This window comes from Actinoplanes sp. NPDC004185 (assembly GCF_053603475.1).
The window spans coordinates 99,232-114,073 of record NZ_JBSGFR010000023.1; the positions used below are offsets into that span (position 1 = coordinate 99,232).

Sequence of the window (14,842 nt, forward strand, 5' to 3'; positions counted from 1 at the left end):
TTGCCCCGGTCCTGGAGTTGGCTCGGCTGGGTGCCTGGTCCTGGGGTTGGCTGGCCCGGCCCTAGGGTTGGCTGGCCCGGACCTGGGATTGGCTGGCTCGGTCTCGCGGTTGGGGCCCGGCACGGACCTGCCTCAGCGGGCCAGGGGAATGAGGTCATCGCTGAGCAAGCTGCCCAGACCGGCGAGGGCGAGGCTGACGGCGAGGCCGAGCAGGATGGAGATCCCGATCCCGGCCCACCCCTTGAGCCGATTGTCCCGGCCGGGCGGCCCGAAGCGAGGCGGCGTCTGCGGGCGCCACGGGCGTTCCCGGGCCAGCCACCAGAGCAGGCCGAGGCCGAGCGGCACACCGGAGACTATCCAGAACCAGAACCACTTCGTGCCGGTGGCCGGATCCGGCGCGGAGACCAGCGCCCAGAGAAACAACAGACTGCCGGCGATGAGCAGGCCGGCCTGGACGGCCCCGACAGGCGGATCGGCGGGGCGCCGGGCCTCGTAAGCCTGCAGTTCCTGGTCGAGAGCGTTCGCCGCAGGGACGGTGTCGTCGGCGGTGTTCGGCTCCTCCACGGTGGTGTGGTGGCGGCGGCCGTCAGTGGTGTGCCACAGCAGGATGGGACCCGGCCCGCCGGACTCCTGAAGGTCGGCGGGGAAGGGACTGACGAGGCCACCGTCGTTCTGCCAGCCGTCGCCCCACTCGTAGTCGGTGAGGCGCTGCGCGGCTATGTCGGCGCGGACCCGCTCGACGGTGGACTCCCTCGGGGCGGCCCACCAGGTGACGGCCGCCCAGGCGACCCAGCCGAGCACCAGGATGACGCGCAGCACCTGCCACCACGAGATTGTCGGCCGCCCGCCGACCTCCTGCACGACCGCGTCACCCGTCACGGGATGATCGTCGCAGCTCACCGCAATGATCCGCCGCGCTGATACGCCCGCAAGACACACGTTTTTCGATGTGGGTAGCGCCGACCGCAACCCTGGAGAGTGAGCAATTTGATCCGGTCGCGCGGGGCGTGAGATAGTACTCCCTCCCGGCTTGTCTGCGGAGCGTTTCGCGCCCTTACACCGGAATTGGTGATTGTCGGCGGAAGACCTCACAACCTTCTCGACTTCGGTCACTGTAACTTTTAGTAGTTGTGCTATGTGCGCACAGTTGATGGTGGCCGTTGTATCGACTCAGGGGGAAGCGTCCGGATGGCAATCGTTCGGCGTCTGGGTCTTTCGCCCCAGCAGCGGGGGAGCTTGAGCAACGCCACCTGTCCTGACATCTTCGAGTTGAGCGATGGATCGTTCGCCGTCATCGGCACCGATCGCACGGATGAAATCGAGATGTTGTTGCCGCCCGGAGCGGCGCGCGCTGACTACGAGCGGATCGTCGTGATCACTCGGGAAACACTCGTCAGCGCGAAGCAGGACATCCCGGAGGCTTAGGTCACGCGGCCTGCGGCGGGTTGTGTCGGTCATGCAGGGACGTCGGGCCTGACTGATTCTCTCTTGCGGCGTTGGCGACAACAGCTTCGTACTCCTGGCAGATTGCGTCCGCGGTCTGGGCGACCACCATCTCGGGGCTGCCCGGGGGAAGTGTTTTTCGGACCTTCGCGGCCGCTCTCCAGTATCCGCGCATCAGAGGGCTTGAGAACAGATACCTCAAGTTGGCGATCACTTCCTCATCGCTGTATCCGCCGGTGCGCAGCGACGTCAGGCTGAACTGATAAATGATGTTCGCATAGAGGTATTGGCGATTGAGGCTTGGTGTGATGTTCGGTTCCAGCGGCGGCCATACCTCGGCGAGGCTCGCATCATCGATACTTAGTTTCAGAATCTCCAAGTGCAGCTGACCCAGGTTGGCGGCTGCGGTGCGCTGCAGCTCCACATGATTGTTCATCAGGAAGCGGCGTTGGTGTTCCATCTCGGCTCGACCCTGCCGCATCTCATGGAATTGCATGCGAGCGGTGATGACCACAGCCGCGAGTGCCAAGCCGCTGATGATCGAGCTCAAGGCCCCGAAGGTCTGGCCGACGTCGCTCCACTTGTTCCACTCCGCCGCCGCGCCCCGTCTGGCCAGTAGGGCGGCAACACCTACGCCGGCCAGGAGCATGACCAGGACGACGACGCATCCCGCCGTCATCCAAGCGGCAAGAGAAGCGGCAGCTGGTGTCCGACGAGCGGCTGTTGAATCTGCAGTCGTTGTCATGGCGCCGACCTCCGAGTCGGACCGGCGATCCAGTGCCCGCTCGGCCACCCCTGTTTTTTATCCTCCGCTCATAGTGCAACCTGCAAACAAGGAAAGCCACTACGAGATGAGTGAATGAGTAACGGTCGATCTTTGCCAGGTGGCAACTTGCTAATAAGCTGTAATCCGTATGGCTGAGATCATTAGTAGGTCTGTGCGTATTGCGGACTGCAAAATACCAGAATCAAGATACGAATCCAGAGTGCTTCTGCTGCAGTTCTGGCTCCGGGCGACCTGGTGAGCGCATCTTCAGCTCGCACCATGTGCTGCACAGTGGGGAGCTGCCAATGGCAGCTCCCCACTGGTGCCGTAGTGGATCAGGCGGCGTTGGAAAGATCCGTGACCGCCGTCGCCTTGTCGCCGTCGGTCGCGTTCTTCAGTTGCGGCACCAGCACCTCCAACGCATACAGCAACGCATTGGGCCCGCTGTAAGCCAACGCCCCACCCAGCGGCGTCGAGAACGACGTGTACAACGCCCGGTCCTCACCGACCACCTTCAACCGGCTGAACGCCGGCGAGGCCAGCATGTCCTTCTTCGTCGCCCCGTTCACGAAGAGCACGTCGCGGTCCAGCAGGTCGAGCCGCTCCTCGCTGACGTCCTCCGATTCGCTCTGCGCCGCGAAGCCCAGCGCGTCGAACAGGGCCCGTCGCGGGTCCTTGGCCGGGATCAGCCAGTGCTGGCCCTTCTCCGGGCCGAAGTCCACCACCAGGGTCTTGCCCGCGAATTGCGGGTTCGCCGCCTTGGCCTCGTCGATCTTCGCGTTGACCTTGGCCACCAGCGCCTGCGCCTCGGCCGGCTTGCCCAGCGCCTTGCCGGTCGTCAGAGTCTGCACGTCCCACGGGGTCTGCTCGTCGGCGTAGTCCTTGGACTGGATCACCGTCGGGGCGATCTGGGAGAGCTTGTCGTACGTCTCCTTGTTGATCGTCTCGTAGATGGCCAGGATCAGGTCCGGCTGCTGCTTGATGATCGCCTCGAAGTTGATCTCGGCGGAGAACGTGGTCAGCTGCTTGCCGGCCAGCGCCTCCTTGACCCACGGGTACGTCGGGTACTCGGTGAACCATTCGCGGGTGCTCACCGGGACCACGCCGAGCGCCAGCACCGGGTCCTGGTCGTTCCAGCCGACGGTGACGACCCGTTCCGGCTGCTTCTCGATCGTGGTCGAGCCGAACTTGTGCTCGATGCTGACCGGGAAAGCGGCGGCGGCCGAGCCCGGCGCGGCGGGTGCGGCGGCACCGTCCCCTTCGGACCCGCAGGCGGTGATGGTGGTGGCGGCGAGCAGACCGGCGGCGACGGCGGTGAGGGCGCGTCGCCAGCCGCCCAGGCGGCGGTTCATCTATGTAGCTCCTAGCTGAGGGGGCGTTGGATCATGAGTGAGGTTAGGCTAGGCTAACTTTGCTTCCGCGACGACCCCCTCGCGGGCCTCATCCACCCCAGGAGGACGACACATGCAGCGGACCCTGCTCGGCGGCAAGATCCACCGCGCCACCGTGACCCAGGCTGACCTGCACTACGTGGGCTCGATCACGATCGACAAGACCCTGATGGACGCGGCCGACCTGGTCGAGGGCGAGCAGGTCCAGGTGGTCGACATCGACAACGGCGCGCGTCTGGTGACGTACGTGATCGAGGGTCCGGCGGGCTCCGGCGTGATCGGCATCAACGGCGCGGCCGCCCGGCTCGTCTCGGTCGGCGACCTGATCATCATCATGTCGTTCAAGCAGGTCGACGAGCGCGAGCGCGCCGACTACGTGCCGCGCGTCGCGCATGTCGACGCGCAGAACCAGCTGATCGAGATCGGCTCGGACCCGTCGGCGCCGGTTCCCGGCGCGGGCGACCAGATCTCCGGGAAGGTCCTGGTCCACTGAGGCCGGCGGGGGCGGGGGCACTGCGATGGGCGCGCTGACGATCTGCCGGGACTGCTGCTGCGGCAGCGCCGACAAGCATCCGGAAACCGACCACGACGCCCAGCTGGAGGCGATCCGCGGCGCGGTGGGTGACAGACATCGGGTACGCGTGAGCGAATGCCTGCGGGTCTGCGAACGCTCGAACGTGGTCGTGGTGCACCCGACCCCCGCCGCCCGCCGAGCCGGCGCCCGTCTGGTCCACCTGGGCGACGTCCTGGACGACACCCTCGTCGGCGCGGTGGCCGCCTGGCTGGACGCGGGCGGCCCGGGCATCGCGACGGTCCCGGAGCCCCTGACCGCCCGCATCTTCAACCCGGCCGACTACGCCGACTGACGCCCCGGCCGGCGGCTCAGCCCATTCGTAGTGGCGCGGCCACGAGCACCACACACGCCAGAACCGCGATGCCGATACGCACCCCGCGGAGCCCCCGCCACCAGGGCAGCAACCACAACGCCAGCCACAGCACCCCGAAGACGGCGAAGTGCCGGCCGACCACTCCGAGGGTGATCTCCTCACACCGGTTGTCGGCCAAGGTCTTCGCGCACACCTCGGGGACCTCGCCGAAGGCCTCCCCGAGCACCATCAGCATCCCCACGGCCGCCGCGACCGCCGGCCCGAGCACCAGCGTGACCAGCGGTGTCAGCAACCACCCGGCCAGATCCCGGCGACGGTCCGTGAGCCGGTCACGAGTCACATTCTGCACGCCCGAACCGTAGCGATCTCCATCGATCAGCGCCGCCCCGCCGGCGCGGAACCTCAGACGGGGTAGTCGGTCCGGTGCGCGTAGGTGAGCTGGTCCGGGGCGACGCCCCACTCCACCAGGATCCGGCCCAGCCGGCCCTCGTCGCCGGCCTGCGCGCTCCGCGCTTCGGTCATGCCGTCGTCCGGTCCGAAGCACCAGTCGTTGTCGATGTAGGTGTTGTCGAACTCCCGGTGCAGCACGTTGAACGCACCCCCGGCGAGCGGGTAGACCGCGACCCAGGCGCGACGGCCGTGGACCGCCGCGGGAACTTCGGCGACGATCAGCCGGCCACGCCGCAGCGCGGTACGCAGGGGGAGGGGCCAGTCGTCGATCACGGCCGGAATTGAACCACGACGCTCTAAGCTGCTGCGATGGGACGACGAGTGCTGATAACCGGCGCACGACGAGGGATCGGCGCCGCGATCGCCGTCGACCTGGCGGCGCCCGGCTGGACGCTTCTGCTGCACCACTTGGACGCCGCCGAGGAGGCCGAGGCCGTCGCGCAGCAATGCCGGGACCGCGGCGCCCGCACCGAGGTCCTCGAAGCCGATCTCGCCGACCCGGCCGCCGTCTCCGCCCTCGCCGCGCAGGCCGGCCCGGTCGACATCCTCATCAACAACGCCTCCCGCGCGTCGAACGTCGCCTTCGACGCGCTGTCCCTCGACGAGTGGCAGGAGACCTTGGCCGTCAACGTCACCGCGCCGATGCTGCTCGCGCAGGCGCTCGGCGCCGGGATGGCCGAGCGGGGCTGGGGGCGGATCGTCAACGTCACCTCGGCCACCGTGGCGCTCGGCGGGCCGTCCGGGCCCTCGTACGTGGCCGGTAAGGCCGCCCTCGTCGGTCTCACCCGCTCGCTCGCGCGGTCGTTCGGGCCCGCCGGGGTCACGGTCAACGCCCTCTCGCCCGGTGCCGTCCTGACCGAGCGCGAGCGGGAGATCCTGGGCGACGACCCGCACCCCGGGCTCGTCGCCGCCCAGGCCGTGCCGCGCCCGCTGGTCCCGGCGGATCTGCTCACCGCCGTACGGTTTCTGGTCGCCGACGGCTCGGGGGCGATGACCGGTCAGGTGGTCGAGGTCGGCGGGGGACTGGTGCTCGGTTAGCGGTCCGGGTGGCTGGTCAGGTAGCCACCCATCGTCGTGAAGTAGTCCTGGGCCGGCATCTCCACGCCCTCGTCGGTGCGGACCGAGCGGATCAGCAGCGCCTTGCTGCGGCCGCGGCGGGCTTCCGCGCCCGCGACGATCGCCACGCCGTCGCCCTCGCGGAAGAAGATGCGGCCCGGCGTGCCGCCGTAGACCGCCTGCGAGACCGCGGCCGTGACGACTTCCAGGCGGCGTCCCTTGTGGAAACAGAAGGCCTGGGGGTACGGCGCTGACTGCGCCCGGACCAGCCGTTCCAGCTCCTCGGCCGACCAGGTCCAGTCGATGCGGATGTCCTCCTCCGACCGCTTGTGGAAGAAGCTGGCCTGCGAGCGGTCCTGCGGCACGAAGTCCCGCCGGCCGCTCGCGATGGCCGCCAGGCCGTCGACGGTGATCGGGCCGAACAGCTCCAGCGTCTTGTGGAACAGGTCCGTCGTGGTGTCGGCCGGGCCGACCGGGACGGCGCGCTGCAGCACGATCGGCCCCGCGTCCAGCGTGTCGTCCATCAGGTGGGCGGTCACGCCGACCTCGCGCTCGTTGTTGAGCAAGGCCCAGATCAAGGGCGAGAAGCCCGCGTACGCCGGCAGCAGCGCGTCGTGCACGTTGAGGGTGCCGAACGGCGGCAGGTTGAAGATGCGCGGCGGGATCCAGGTACGCCAGTTGGTGGCCACGATGACGTCCGGCGCGACCTGCTTGAGCGCCTCGTACAGCTCCTCGTCGTCGGGGCGTTCGCGCAGCATGACCGGCACGCCGTGGGCCTCGGCGAGCTCGGCGACCGAGTCCGGCCAGACCTTCTCGTACGCGCCCTCACCGACCGGGTGGGTCACCACCATGACCACGTCGTGTGCCGAATCCAGCAACGCCTGCAGGGTCCGGTGCCCCCAGGTCTGGAAGCCGAACATGACGACGCGCATGAATTTTTCTCCCTCACTCGGCACTGCGGACGCCTCCCGCGTTGCTTAGGTTAGGCTAACCGAAATCCGGGGTCAGGTCGGCCCCGCCGTGGAGGGGACGGACATGTCTGAACCTGTCGATGTCGTGGGGATCGGCTTCGGCCCGTCCAATCTGGCCATGGCCATCGCCGTGTCGGAACACAACAGCGGGCAGGCTCCGGAGGCTCGGGTACGCGCCCGGTTCCTGGAACGGCAGGCCGGCTTCGGCTGGCACCGCGGCATGCTGCTCGACGACGCCACGATGCAGGTCTCGTTCCTCAAGGACCTGGTGACGCTGCGGAACCCGACCAGTGAGTTCAGCTTCCTGCGCTATCTGCACAGCCAGGGCCGGCTCATCGACTTCATCAACCACAAGAACCTGTTCCCGCTGCGGGTCGAGTTCCACGACTACTTCGCCTGGGCTGCCGCGCAGGTCGACGACCAGGTCACCTACGACGCCGAGGTGCTGTCGGTGACCCCGGTCGCCGCTTCCGGCGGCGAAGTGGTCGCGGTCGACGTGCTCTCGCGCCACGGCGGGCAGCTCAGCACCCACCGCGCCCGGAACCTGGTGGTCGGCACCGGGCTGCGTCCGCGCCTGCCCGAGGGCGTGACGGCGTCCGACCGGATCTGGCACACCAGCGACCTGCTGCACAACATGCCGAAGCTGCGCGGCACCGAGCCGCGCCGGATCGTCGTGGTCGGCGCCGGGCAGAGCGCCGCCGAGGCGGTCGCGACCCTGCACCGCGAGTTCCCCACGGCCGAGATCTGCGCGGTCTTCTCCCGGTACGGCTACTCGCCGGCCGACGACAGCAGTTTCGCCAACCGCATCTTCGACCCGGCGGCGGTCGACGACTTCTTCGTGGCCCCGGAGGACGTGAAGCGGCAGCTGATGAGCTACCACGCCAACACGAACTACTCCGTGGTCGACATGGACCTCATCGACGACCTGTACCGCCGGGCGTACCAGGAGAAGGTGCTCGGCAAGCAGCGGCTGCGAATGCTGAACGTGTCCCGGCTGACCGAGGTGACCGACGGGCCGGACCAGGTGGTGGCGAGCGTACGGTCGCTGGTCACCGGGGAGACCCAGCGGCTGGCCGCGGACGTGGTGGTCTGCGCGACGGGCTACCACCAGGCCGACCCGTACGCGATCCTCGGCGAGCTCGGCGAGCTGTGCCACCGGGACGAGCTGGGCCGGCCCCGGGTCGAGCGCGACTACCGCGCGGCGACCGACCCGCGCCTGCGGGTGGGCATCTATCTCCAGGGCGGCACGGAGCACACGCACGGCATCACGTCGGCGCTGCTGTCGAACACCGCGATCCGGGTGGGGGAGATCCTCGACTCGGTGGTGACCCGCCGGTCGGCGCCGACCCTGGTCAGCGTCTGATCAGATAATCATTTTACGGACTGCATAACCATGCATATGATCGGGTGATGCCCGAACTTCAGCATGGTGACGCGGCGGCCCGGATAGAACGGTCGGCCGCAGCGGCGTGGCCGGCCGGTCGCACCGCGAGCGCGGCCGGGTGGCTGCTGCGGCACACCCCGGGCGTGGCCCGCCGGCGCTCCAACTCGGCCCTGCCGCCGGCACCGGATCAGCATCCGGAAGACACCGTGGGCGCGGTGGAGGCCTTCTATCGCGCGGCCGGCTTGCCGGTGACAGTCCAGGTGAGTCCGGCCGAGCAGCACTCTGCGCTGGACGCGGCGCTCGCCGCCCGCGGCTACCGCCACGAAGCCCCCACCCTGGTCCTCACCGCGGCCACCGCCGCCGTGATTGCGGCGACGCCCCCGGGCGCCGCCGGGCCATCCGTGGACGTGGTGATCCACCCGACGGCAAGTCCCCCGTGGCTGGCTGCTCATCAGCAACTGAACGGGCCCGCGGATACCTCCGCCGTGGCGGAACGGGTCCTCGCGCGGGTGCCGTCGCCGGCCGCCTTCGTGCTGATCCGGGTGGACGGCCGGGATGCCGCGATCGGCATGTTAGTGGCCGACGGTGAGCGGGCCGGAGTGTTCTGCATGGCGACCCGCCAGGAGTACCGGCGTCGCGGCCTCGCGCTGACCGTCCTCGGTGCCGGTGCGCGCTGGGCGGCCGCCCGCGACTGCGACTCGCTGTATCTCCAAGTCGAAGAGGGCACCGTCGCGGCCCGTGAACTGTACTCCCGGGTAGGTTTCGCCCATTCCCACCGCTACCACTACCGGGTCCGCTGACGGCCGTGCAGGCCGACATTGCGCTGCGTCAACCCCTGCTCTCTCACAGTGGTAAATATAACTCTGCGTGACTGATCATGAGGGGTCTGGTAAGACTTATTTCCACAGTCGACTAGTCCGATTAGTCAGTTCGCAGTGTGATCGTTGTCTTGTCGCGTGTCGGAGAGCACACTTTCGTCCGCGCGTCCGCCCCCTCCCCTGGCGCGAAGGAACCCACATGACGCAACCCCGCCAGCTCCCACCAGCACCGGTACCGCACGTCCGGAAGCGCAGCCCGATCCCCTGGGTGATCTTCGCCGTCCTCGTCGTCGTCGCCGGCATCGTGCTGGTGCCCAAGCTCCTCGACGACGGGAAGGCCGAGAACGGACCGCAGCCCGTAGCGGCCGCGGAGCAGGATCCGCTCCTCGTCGCGGTGCAGAAGTGCGACCCCGCCAAGAACGGTATGAAGCTCTCTGACAGCAACCGCAAACTGGTCGTCAAAGGCTCCGGGGACAAGTCCCCGGACGGCCTCTCCGCAAGCGCCATGACCTGCGTCTTCGACACTTTGCAGGTGCCCGGCGCGCTGGCCGACCGGATGTACAGCACGGTCGAGGCCGACGGGCGGTTGCAGGGCGACTGGCCCGGCTACTCGGTCTCCTGGACCAACGACCAGAACGAAGGCCTGAACCTGACGGTCACCCGCAACTGACCACCACGCGAAAGGGGCCACGACCGCTCGGCGGTCGTGGCCCCTTCGCGTGCGCCGGCTGCTAGAGCGACAGGGTGGCGGTCAGTCGCGGGTCGTCGAAGGCGTGCGCGGCGGTCACCTCGTACGGGCCCGGGACGGTCTGCCAGCCCTCGTCCCAGACCTGCCAGGTGCGCGGCGGCAGGGGGACACGGACCGTCACGGTCTCGCCGGGGTGCGCCTCGACCGGCTGGAAACCGGCCAGCCAGCGCGCCGGCCGTTCCGGAGCGGCCGACTCGCCCTGCGCGCCGGCGTACACCTGGACGACCTCGCGGCCGAACCGGGCGCCGGTGTTCGTCAGCGTCACCACTGCCTCGGTGGCCGACACCGACAGGGTCTCGTACTGCCAGCTGGTGTAGCCCAGACCGTGGCCGAAGGCGTACAGCGGGGTGGTGCCGGCCCGCTGCCAGGCCCGGTAGCCGATGAAGATGCCCTCGTCGTAGGCCACCTGGCCGTCGCGGGGGACCACCTCGAGGATCGGGCAGTCCTGCTCGCGGCGCGGCCACGTGGTCGGCAGCCGGCCGCCCGGTTCGGTGACGCCGAGCAGCACGTCGGCCAGCGCCGCCCCGGCCTCCTGCCCCGGGAACCAGGTCAGCAGCACCGCCGCTACGTCATCGGCCCAGGGCAGCAGCACCGGCGAGCCGGCGTTGACGACCACGATGGTGCGCGGGTTCGCCGCGGCCACGCGTACCACCAGCTCGTCCTGCCGGCCCGGCAGCGAGAGTGACGTGCGGTCGAAGCCCTCGGACTCGACCTGCTCGGTCGTGCCCACGACGACCACCGCGACGTCCGACGCCGCCGCCAGCGCCACCGCCTCCTCGATCATGCTGTCCGCGGAGACGCCCGGCGCCAGGTGGCCCAGCGTCGCGCTGACCGTGTGCGCCATGCCCGGCTGGATGCTCTGGCGCAGCACCACCTCGACCGGCTCGCCGGCCGTCAGCTTCACGACCGCGCGCTGCTCGCGCGGGGAGAGCAGCAGGTCGGCGCGGGTGGCGCCGGGCGGGTGCAGCGTCCCGCTGTACAGCTGCTGGGCGCCCACCCGCAGGTCGAAGGTGCCGAAGCCGGACACCGCGAAGGTGTGCTCGCCGTCCTGCTCGGGCGTGAAGGTGGTGCGCATCTCCAGGCCGGTGACGACGGCCGGGTCCAGGCCCGCGGGCAGGTCGCCGATCCAGCGCACGGCGGCGGTGCCGACGTCGAACCGGTGCCCGGCGCCCAGCAGTTCGATCGACGCCGGCTGCGGCAGCGCGGGCAGGAACGGGCGCGGGTCGGCCCCGACGGCGTGCACGACGTCCACCCCGGACAGTGCCCGGCTCAGGCCGTCCAGCGGGGAGATCACGTGCGGCGGCACCACCTGGGCGCTGCCGCCGCCGAGCACCCGGGCATCCGTGGCCAGTGCCCCGATCACGGCGACCCTGGTCAGCGCGGCCGGCTCCAGGGGCAGCGTGAACTGCTCGTTGCGGGCCAGCACGAAGGACCGGGCCGCGACCTCGTGCGCCACGGCGTCGCCGTCCAGGTCCGGCGGGAGAGACCCGACCGCCGGGGGTACGCCGTCGAGCACGCCCACCCGGCCGGCCAGGCGCAGCACCCGCCGTACCTTGTCGTCGATCAGCTCTTCAGCCACTTCGCCGGCCCGCACCGCCGCGACCAGCTTGGCCCCCCACGGGTTCTCCAGCGCCGGCATGGCGATGTCCAGCCCGCCCAGTGCGGCGGCGACCGTCTCCCGGGCCGCCCGCCAGTCGGAGACCACGATGCCGTCGAAGCCCCACTCGTCCTTGAGGATGTCCGACTGCAACCGGCCGTTCGAGGCCATCGGCCGGCCGTTGACGCCGTTGTAGGCGCTCATCACACCCCAGCCACCGGCCGCCACGACCCGCTCGAACGGCGCCAGATACACCTCGCGCAGCGCCCGCTCGCCGATCCGCACGTCGACGGTCATCCGGTCGGTCTCGAAGTCGTTGCCCACCAGGTGCTTGACCGTGGTGCCGACGCCGTGCTCCTGCACCCCGGCCACGAAACCGACCGCGATCTCGCCGCTGAGCAGCGGATCCTCCGAGTAGCACTCGAAGTGCCGGCCGCCCAGCGGGGTGCGCTGCAGGTTGACCGTCGGGCCCAGCAGCAGGTGCACGCCCTTGCGCCGGGACTCCTGGCCCAGCAGGTGCCCGGCCTTGCGGGCCAGCGCCGGATCCCAGGTGGCGGCCAGCGCGGTCGGGCTGGGCAGGGCGATCGACGGGTCGTCCGGGGCCCAGCCGGTGCCGCGGACGCCGATCGGCCCGTCGGACATCACCAGCGAGCGCAGCCCGATCTCCGGGATCGCGGGCAGGGACCAGAAGTCCTGGCCGCCCAGCAGCGACACCTTCTGCTCGAGGGTCAACCGGGCCAGCAGGTCATCCATGGAAGCGCTCCCATCACGTTGAATGCCCAAGATCCTACGTGCGCAGGTACGACGCCCCGTTGAGGTCGATGATCGTGCCCGAGGCCCACTCCGCCTCGGCCGAGGCCAGCCAGTGCACCGCGCTCGCGATCTCCGCCGGCCGCGCCACCCGGCCGAACGGGCTCTGCGCCCGGATCGCGTCCCCGCGCGGCGACTTCAGGTGCTCGTTGGTCATGTCGGTCTCCACGAAACCCGGGGCCACACAGGCCACCCCGATCCCGTACGGGGCCAGCGCCACCGCCAGCGACTGCGCCATCGCGTTCATGGCTGCTTTGCTGGCGCCGTACGCGGGCTGGTCCGGCTCGCCCCGGAAAGCGCCGCGCGACGACACGTTGATGATCCGGCCCCCGCGCTCGCGCATGTGCTGGGCCGCCGCCCAGGACGCGTTCGCCGCCCCGAACAGGTTCACGTCGAAGGTGGCCCGCCAGTTGGCCAGCCACTGCTCGTAGCCGGTGCCGAAGATCGGGTGCGGGCGGTCCGCCGGGCCGAACACGCCGGCGTTGTTGACCAGCACGTCCAGGCCGTCCAGCCGTTGCGCCGCCTCGTCGACCATGGCCCGTACCGCTGTGGGGTCGGCCAGATCCGCCCGGACCACGATGTGGCCGTGGCCGGGCAGCGCCGCGGCCAGGTCCCCGGCCAGCGCGGCCGAGTCCCGGTGATGGATGGCGACCCGGTCGCCGGCCTCGGCGAACCGGGTCGCGACGGCCCGGCCGATGCCGCGGGAGGAACCGGTCACGAGGATCGCGCGTCCTGTCATGGCCTCACTCTAGGATCTTCGGCGTGGACAACGACTGCCTGTTCTGCCGCATCGTCGCCGGGGACATCCCCGCGACCGTCGTGCACGAGACCCCGACCACGCTGGCCTTCCGCGACATCGACCCGAAGGCCCCGGTGCACGTCCTGGTGATCCCCAAGGCGCACCACCGGGACGTCGTCGCGCTCGCCGCCGACCCGGCCGCGGCCGCCGACGTGCTGGCCGCGTCGGCCGCGGTGGCCGAGGCCGAGGGGCTCACCGGTGACGGCTTCCGGCTGATCTTCAACACCGGCAGCCACGGCGGCCAGGAGGTCTTCCACGTGCACGCCCACGTCGTCGGTGGCCGGCCGCTCGGGCCGATGGTGGCCCGGTGACCCCGGAGCAGCGCCTGGAGCGCGCCGTCCGCAAGGTCCAGGCCGACGCCCGGGTGCCCGCCCTCTCCGTCGCCCTGCACCGCGCCGACCGCAGCCTCTGGACCTGCACCGTCGGCACCTCCGGCAACGCCCGCGCCCTGGACGCGCAGAGCCGCTTCCGGATCGGGTCGGTCACCAAGACCTTCACGGCCGTGCTGGTCATGCAGGCCCGCGACGACGGCCTGCTCGACCTCGACGACCCGATCGCCACCCACCTCGACGTGCCCTCGCACGGCACCGCCACCATCCGCCGGCTGCTCTCGCACACCGCCGGCTTCCAGCGCGAGCCGTACGGCGACGTGTGGGATCTGCTCGTCGCGCCCGACGACGCCGCCCTGCTCGCCGACCTCGCCAAGGCCGAGCGGGTGCTGCCCAACAACCGCCGCTACCACTACTCCAACCTGGGCCTGGCCGTGCTCGGGCAGCTCGTGGCCAAGCTGCGCGGCGGCACCTGGGCCTCGGTGCTGCACGAGCAGATCCTCGAACCGCTCGGCCTGACCTCCACCACCGTCGAGCCGACCGGCGACGCCGTGGTCGGCTACCTGGTGGACACGTATTCCGACGCCGCCCGCCCCGAGCCGCAGCTCGACATGGGCGGGGCTGCCCCGGCCGCGCAGCTCTGGAGCACCGCGGGCGACATGGCCCGCTGGGCGGCGTTCCTGGCCGCCCCCGAGATCGTCGACCCCGGCGCGCTGGTGCTGGCGCCCGAGACCCTCGACGAGATGCGCTGGCCGCAGACCACGACCGACGAGACCCTCTGGTCCGGCGGCTTCGGCCTCGGTCTCATCCTCGCGCCGCAGGGCCGCCGGGTGATGCACGTCGGGCACGACGGCGCCATGCCCGGCTTCCTCGCCGGCGTCTACGGCCGGCGTGGCGGCGAGGGCAACCCGGGGGCGCTGGGCGCCGCGGTGCTCGGCTCCTCCGGCACGGCCACGGAGATCAACGAGCTGGTCCACGAGCTGCTCGCCCTGGCCGTCGAGACCGACCCGGCCGAGGTGCGCGCCTGGTCACCGGGCCGGGCCGCCCCGCCGGCGTACCGCTCGGTCCTCGGGCCCTGGTGGAGCGAGGGCTTCGCGCACGTCTTCAGCTGGCACGACGGCGCGCTGCAGTCCCGCGGGGCCGACGCGCCGGCCGACCGGCCGCCGTCGGTCTTCCGGCCGCTGCCCGACCAGCCCGACGTGCTCCGGACGATCTCCGGGCGCGAGGCCGGCGAGCTGCTCCGGCTGACCCGCGACGCCGACGGCCGGGTGGTCCGGATGCACTGGGCCACCTACCGGTTCACCCGGGTCCAGGAGACCTTCGACGGCGTGCCGGTCTCCGAGGGCTGACCCGCTGTTCCCGGCCCGGCCGACCCGCCGATAATGGCATCGGC

The 14,842-nt window shown here is 70.5% G+C and carries 17 protein-coding genes; 9 read left to right on the forward strand and 8 right to left on the reverse strand.

Going from position 1 to position 14,842, the window contains the following annotated elements; genetic code table 11:
• Positions 1–132: 132 nt before the first annotated feature.
• Positions 133–879 carry a hypothetical protein gene (locus tag ACWEOZ_RS23705; RefSeq protein WP_451912862.1) on the reverse strand — a complete coding sequence of 249 codons (747 nt, stop codon included), beginning with the start codon at positions 877–879 and terminating at the stop codon, positions 133–135.
• A gap of 357 nt (positions 880–1,236) precedes the next feature.
• Between ACWEOZ_RS23705 and ACWEOZ_RS23710 the strand changes: the two genes are divergently transcribed.
• Positions 1,237–1,425 carry a hypothetical protein gene (locus tag ACWEOZ_RS23710; protein ID WP_451912863.1) on the forward strand — a complete coding sequence of 63 codons (189 nt, stop codon included), beginning with the start codon at positions 1,237–1,239 and terminating at the stop codon, positions 1,423–1,425.
• A gap of 1 nt (position 1,426) precedes the next feature.
• Here ACWEOZ_RS23710 and ACWEOZ_RS23715 read toward each other — a convergent pair whose 3' ends face one another.
• Both ACWEOZ_RS23715 and ACWEOZ_RS23720 read right to left on the reverse strand, forming a co-directional pair.
• On the reverse strand, positions 1,427–2,188 hold the full coding sequence (locus tag ACWEOZ_RS23715) for a DUF6082 family protein (RefSeq protein WP_451912864.1): 762 nt from the start codon (positions 2,186–2,188) through the stop codon (positions 1,427–1,429).
• A 356-nt stretch (positions 2,189–2,544) separates the two neighbouring features.
• On the reverse strand, positions 2,545–3,561 hold the full coding sequence (locus ACWEOZ_RS23720; RefSeq protein WP_451912865.1) for an ABC transporter substrate-binding protein: 1,017 nt from the start codon (positions 3,559–3,561) through the stop codon (positions 2,545–2,547).
• 112 nt (positions 3,562–3,673) lie between these two features.
• Between ACWEOZ_RS23720 and panD the strand changes: the two genes are divergently transcribed.
• Together panD and ACWEOZ_RS23730 are read left to right on the forward strand one after the other, a co-directional pair.
• Positions 3,674–4,093, forward strand: a complete 420-nt coding sequence (gene panD, locus ACWEOZ_RS23725; protein WP_451912866.1) for an aspartate 1-decarboxylase — start codon at positions 3,674–3,676, stop codon at positions 4,091–4,093.
• Positions 4,094–4,118: 25 nt separating this feature from the next.
• Positions 4,119–4,466: a hypothetical protein gene (locus ACWEOZ_RS23730; protein ID WP_451912867.1), complete on the forward strand. Its 348-nt coding sequence runs from the start codon at positions 4,119–4,121 to the stop codon at positions 4,464–4,466.
• Positions 4,467–4,482: 16 nt separating this feature from the next.
• On the opposite strand, the gene ACWEOZ_RS23735 is transcribed toward ACWEOZ_RS23730, so the two are convergent.
• Together ACWEOZ_RS23735 and ACWEOZ_RS23740 are read right to left on the reverse strand one after the other, a co-directional pair.
• On the reverse strand, positions 4,483–4,836 hold the full coding sequence (locus tag ACWEOZ_RS23735; protein WP_451912868.1) for a hypothetical protein: 354 nt from the start codon (positions 4,834–4,836) through the stop codon (positions 4,483–4,485).
• Between the two features lie 53 nt (positions 4,837–4,889).
• Complete coding sequence (locus ACWEOZ_RS23740; protein WP_451912869.1) at positions 4,890–5,210, reverse strand: hypothetical protein; 321 nt, start codon at positions 5,208–5,210, stop codon at positions 4,890–4,892.
• Positions 5,211–5,246: 36 nt separating this feature from the next.
• Here ACWEOZ_RS23740 and ACWEOZ_RS23745 point away from each other — a divergent pair, with 36 nt between their 5' ends.
• Positions 5,247–5,975, forward strand: a complete 729-nt coding sequence (locus ACWEOZ_RS23745) for an SDR family NAD(P)-dependent oxidoreductase (protein WP_451912870.1) — start codon at positions 5,247–5,249, stop codon at positions 5,973–5,975.
• Here the strand turns inward: ACWEOZ_RS23745 and ACWEOZ_RS23750 are convergent.
• Positions 5,972–6,925, reverse strand: a complete 954-nt coding sequence (locus tag ACWEOZ_RS23750) for a methionyl-tRNA formyltransferase (RefSeq protein ID WP_451912871.1) — start codon at positions 6,923–6,925, stop codon at positions 5,972–5,974. The genes ACWEOZ_RS23745 and ACWEOZ_RS23750 overlap by 4 nt on opposite strands.
• A gap of 103 nt (positions 6,926–7,028) precedes the next feature.
• Between ACWEOZ_RS23750 and ACWEOZ_RS23755 the strand changes: the two genes are divergently transcribed.
• From ACWEOZ_RS23755 to ACWEOZ_RS23765, 3 genes are all read left to right on the forward strand, one after another.
• Positions 7,029–8,327 (forward strand): lysine N(6)-hydroxylase/L-ornithine N(5)-oxygenase family protein, encoded by a 1,299-nt coding sequence (locus tag ACWEOZ_RS23755; protein WP_451912872.1) that lies wholly within the window; start codon positions 7,029–7,031, stop codon positions 8,325–8,327.
• Between the two features lie 47 nt (positions 8,328–8,374).
• Positions 8,375–9,148, forward strand: a complete 774-nt coding sequence (locus ACWEOZ_RS23760) for a GNAT family N-acetyltransferase (RefSeq protein ID WP_451912873.1) — start codon at positions 8,375–8,377, stop codon at positions 9,146–9,148.
• A gap of 217 nt (positions 9,149–9,365) precedes the next feature.
• Positions 9,366–9,836, forward strand: coding sequence for a hypothetical protein (locus ACWEOZ_RS23765; RefSeq protein WP_451912874.1), 471 nt, complete (start codon positions 9,366–9,368; stop codon positions 9,834–9,836).
• A 61-nt stretch (positions 9,837–9,897) separates the two neighbouring features.
• Here ACWEOZ_RS23765 and ACWEOZ_RS23770 read toward each other — a convergent pair whose 3' ends face one another.
• Both ACWEOZ_RS23770 and ACWEOZ_RS23775 read right to left on the reverse strand, forming a co-directional pair.
• Positions 9,898–12,264 carry a beta-glucosidase H gene (locus ACWEOZ_RS23770; protein ID WP_451912875.1) on the reverse strand — a complete coding sequence of 789 codons (2,367 nt, stop codon included), beginning with the start codon at positions 12,262–12,264 and terminating at the stop codon, positions 9,898–9,900.
• A gap of 34 nt (positions 12,265–12,298) precedes the next feature.
• Positions 12,299–13,060 carry an SDR family NAD(P)-dependent oxidoreductase gene (locus ACWEOZ_RS23775; protein ID WP_451912876.1) on the reverse strand — a complete coding sequence of 254 codons (762 nt, stop codon included), beginning with the start codon at positions 13,058–13,060 and terminating at the stop codon, positions 12,299–12,301.
• 23 nt (positions 13,061–13,083) lie between these two features.
• On the opposite strand from ACWEOZ_RS23775, the gene ACWEOZ_RS23780 reads away from it, so the two are divergent.
• Positions 13,084–13,431 carry an HIT domain-containing protein gene (locus tag ACWEOZ_RS23780; protein ID WP_451912877.1) on the forward strand — a complete coding sequence of 116 codons (348 nt, stop codon included), beginning with the start codon at positions 13,084–13,086 and terminating at the stop codon, positions 13,429–13,431.
• Positions 13,428–14,798 (forward strand): serine hydrolase domain-containing protein, encoded by a 1,371-nt coding sequence (locus tag ACWEOZ_RS23785; RefSeq protein ID WP_451912878.1) that lies wholly within the window; start codon positions 13,428–13,430, stop codon positions 14,796–14,798. The genes ACWEOZ_RS23780 and ACWEOZ_RS23785 overlap by 4 nt, the downstream gene beginning before the upstream one ends.
• The last annotated feature ends 44 nt before the right edge of the window (positions 14,799–14,842 follow it).